3 protein-coding genes are annotated in these 3,679 nt (G+C 69.4%); all 3 read left to right on the plus strand.

Annotation, left to right across the window (positions count from 1 at the left end; all coding sequences use genetic code 11):
- On the plus strand, positions 1 to 746 hold a 746-nt coding region (locus tag AC08OX_RS15840; protein WP_476608523.1), incomplete at its 5' end, for a DUF6039 family protein.
- A 27-nt stretch (positions 747 to 773) separates the two neighbouring features.
- Positions 774 to 2,342 (plus strand): amino acid adenylation domain-containing protein, encoded by a 1,569-nt coding sequence (locus AC08OX_RS15845; RefSeq protein ID WP_476608524.1) that lies wholly within the window; start codon positions 774 to 776, stop codon positions 2,340 to 2,342.
- Positions 2,339 to 3,613, plus strand: a complete 1,275-nt coding sequence (locus AC08OX_RS15850) for a chlorinating enzyme (protein ID WP_476608525.1) — start codon at positions 2,339 to 2,341, stop codon at positions 3,611 to 3,613. The genes AC08OX_RS15845 and AC08OX_RS15850 overlap by 4 nt, the downstream gene beginning before the upstream one ends.
- Positions 3,614 to 3,679: the final 66 nt, after the last annotated feature.

The following is a 3,679-nucleotide window of genomic DNA, read 5'->3' on the forward strand; positions in this document are numbered from 1 at the left end:
GGCTCACTGTCTTCGTGTACGAAGAGACCTTTGGCACGAAGGACAGGATCCACTTCCTGATCCATCTGAAGTCCCTCGCCAGCTATTACCCGATGGTTCTGATGGGCGATCAGGACCAGGCCTACCGCGATTCCATCACCAAGGACCGGGTGGAGGAGGACAAGGGCGGCGGCGCCTGGGACCGGCTGTTCGTGGACGGCAGTATGCAGGAGACCGTGATGCTGCCCCAGTTCTGGGGCATGTACGGCACCGTGGCTGACGGCAGGCTGGAGAAGCAGTCCACCGTGTACACCGACCACTCGGTGGACAACGTGCCGCCGGCCTGGCAGCAGACCAAGCAGGCACGCGAGCTGCACCTGCACTCCGGTAACGCGGGCATCCTGATGCACCGCAGCGCGCAGATCGACTACAACTTCCGCTCCGAGGCACGCAAGTTCGGCCGCGACGTCGCGGACTCGATCAACGACAACCTGCCCGGAGACTGCACTGTCTTCGTGTACGAAGAGGCCTTCGGTACGGCCGACCGGCTGCACTGGATGATCCACATGAAGGATCTCACCACCTACCAGCGGCTGCTCGAGCTGCACGTGCGCAACGAGGCCGTGCGCAACCTCTACTTCGAGCAGCGCATCCCGGCCGAGAGGGGCGGCGGCACCTGGGCGCGGATGTTTGCGCCCGACTCCATGCGCGACATCACGCTCACCCCGCACCACTGGGGGCTGTACGCGACCCGGGCCCAGGGCTGAGGCCCGCGGACCCGAGCCCGCCGACCGATGCCGACCGAGACACGGCTGGACGAGCTGCTGGGCGAGGTCTGCCGCCGGTTCCCCGACCGGACCGCGGTCCTCGGACCGGCAGGCCCGCTCAGCTACGCGGAGCTGTGGAACCGGGCCGGCCGGCTGGCGACGCACCTGCGCGCCGTCGGCCCAGCCGCCGGTCCGCTGACCGGGCTGATCGCCAGCCCCGGCCCTGACCTGATCGTCGGCATGGCGGCGATCGCCCGCGCGGGCAACGGATACGTCGTTATGGACCCGGCGTATCCGCAGGCCCGGCTGACCTATCTGCTGGAAGACGCCCGCCCCCCGATCGTACTGGCCGGTCCGCGTGAGGAGGAGCTGCCGAAGCGGCTCGGCTTCACCGTCATCCCCCTCGACGCCTGGCAGGATGCGGCGCCCGGGAACGGGCAGGGACAGTCCGTGGCGGGCCCGCGGGACGTCGCATACGTCATCTACACCTCGGGCACCACCGGCGCGCCGAAGGGCGTGGTGGTGGAACACCGGCAGGTGACGCGGCTGTTCAGCGCGACCCGGCACTGGTTCGGATTCGATGAGAACGACGTGTGGACGCTTTTCCACTCGGCCAGTTTCGACTTCTCCGTCTGGGAGATCTGGGGCGCGCTGCTGCACGGCGGCTGCCTCGCGATTGTCCCGACCGCCGCGCGGCGCCATCCCGAGGCGCTGCTCGAACTGCTGACCCGGCATCAGGTCACCGTGCTCAACCAGACCCCGTCGGCCTTCCGTCAGCTGCTGCTCGCCGAGGAGGCCGACCCATCCCGGATCCCCGACTCGCTGCGCACCATCGTGTTCGGCGGCGAACGCCTCGACCTCGACCTGGTCGCCGGATTCATGCGCTGCCACCCGGACATCGGGCTCGTCAACATGTACGGCATCACCGAGACGACCGTGCACGTGACCTACCGGCGGCTGGCCGAAGCGGACCTCGACGGCCCGGCAGTGAGCCCGATCGGCGTGCCGGTCCCGGACCTCACCGTCACGATCCGGGACCCCGACGGCAGGCCGGTGCCCGCGGGTGGGCCGGGGGAGATGTGGATCGGCGGCGCGGGCGTGGCCCGCGGCTACCTCAACCGGCCGGAGCTGACGGCGCAACGATTCGTCACCGGCCCCGATGGCGCGATCTGCTACCGCTCCGGCGACCGGGCCGCCTGGCGCGGCGGCGAGCTCGTCTACCTGGGCCGAGTGGACGACCAGATCAAGCTCAACGGCTTCCGGATCGAGCCGGCCGAGATCGAAGCGGTGCTGTGCCGTCACCCGACGGTGGCCGGGCCCGTCGTGGTCACCCCCGGCGTCGGTCGGCACGGCGCAGCCGAACTGGTCGTCCTCGCCGTCCCGGCCGCGGGCGCCGGCGACCCCGCGGCCCTGGCCGAGGCCTGGCGCGGCCACCTGCGCGGGGAACTGCCTGTGCACATGCGCCCGGCCCGTTACTTCCCGGTCGACGCGATCCCGTTGACCCGGAACGGCAAGGTGGACCGCTCCGCGGCGAACGTCACCGCGGCCCGGCTGTTCGCCGGCGAGGAGACCGAGACCCCAGGGATGACGACGTGACCGACACAAAGCAGGTATGCGCGCTGCTGGAGGAAACGGTCGCCAGGTCGGCCGCAGCCGCGCTGCCATACACCGACATCAGCGTCGAGGACGACCTGTTTTACCTCGGACTCACCTCGCTCGGCTTTGTACGCGTCATGGCCGAGCTCAACACCGCCTACGGGACCTCACTCAACGGCAGTGAGCTCGAGGACGTGGCCTCGGTACGCACGATCGCGCGGGCGATCGCGGACGCTGTCGAGGACCCGGAGATCGTCGTCAGACATGCGGAGGGGGTGGCACGCATGGGCGCCGCGAGCGCCGCCGGGCAGGGCGGGCGCAGGTTCGCGCTGAGCGCCGAGGAGCTGGAGTCCTTCCGCCGCAACGGCTTCTTCGGTCCGTTCACCGTGTACGAGCCCGACGAGATGCGGGCGATCTGGAAGCGCGAGCGGCTGTCCATGATGGACCGCAGCGCGGCCGTCTACCAGACGACCGACGCGCTCTCGGGCAACACCAACATCGCCAACTACGACCGGCACCTCGACATGGAGTTCCTCGCCGACCACATCTGCCGCCCGGAGATCGTCGACCGGGTGGTGAGTGTGCTCGGGCGGGACGTGCTGTGCTGGCGCACCGAGTTCTTCCCCAAGTACCCCGGCGACGAGGGCACCGACTGGCACCAGGCGGACACCTTCGCCAACGCCTCCGGCACCCCGCAGATCCTCTGGCTGGCGGGTCTGGCGGGTCTGGCGGGTCTGGCGGGCACCGGCGGCACGATCACCGTGTGGACCGCGTTCACCGAGGCGAACGAGCAGACCGGCTGCCTGCAGTTCATCGCCGGGACGCACACGCGGATGAATTACGACGAGGCCAGGCGCATGCACTACGACCCGGACCGGATCAACACCGTGGACAAGGGTGGGGTGCGCCGCGGTTTCTTTGGCTACGACTACCACGAGCTGCAGAAGGATCCGGACTGGAAGCCGGACGAGTCCCTCGCGGTGCCGATAATCATGCGTCCGGGGCAGGCCGTTATATTCTGGTCCACGCTGATGCACGCCTCGCTGCCGCACAGCGGCGAGTCCCGGGAGATGCGGCTCGGCTTCGCCAGCCGGTACGCGCCGACCTCGGTGCGGATCTACCCGGACACCGAGGAGATCGAGGAGTACGGCGGCCGGGTAAGCCTGGAGCGCTACAGCGCGGTGCTGGTCGCGGGCGAGGACCGGATCGGACACAACCGCCTCGTCACCGAGACGATGCGCGGCCACCGCTTCGGCGAGGTCCGCGGGTGACGCCCGGTCAGACATCCCATGTTTTTGGCTGTCAAGCGGCGAGGTTGAGTGTTACGGTCTGTGGCC

This window comes from Frankia sp. CoBUL1 (assembly GCF_978021245.1).

Bases quoted from the DNA above. Each gene is read 5' to 3' on its own strand.
- AC08OX_RS15845 (WP_476608524.1), top strand. From the start codon at position 774: ATGCCGACCGAGACACGGCTGGACGAGCTGCTGGGCGAGGTCTGCCGC.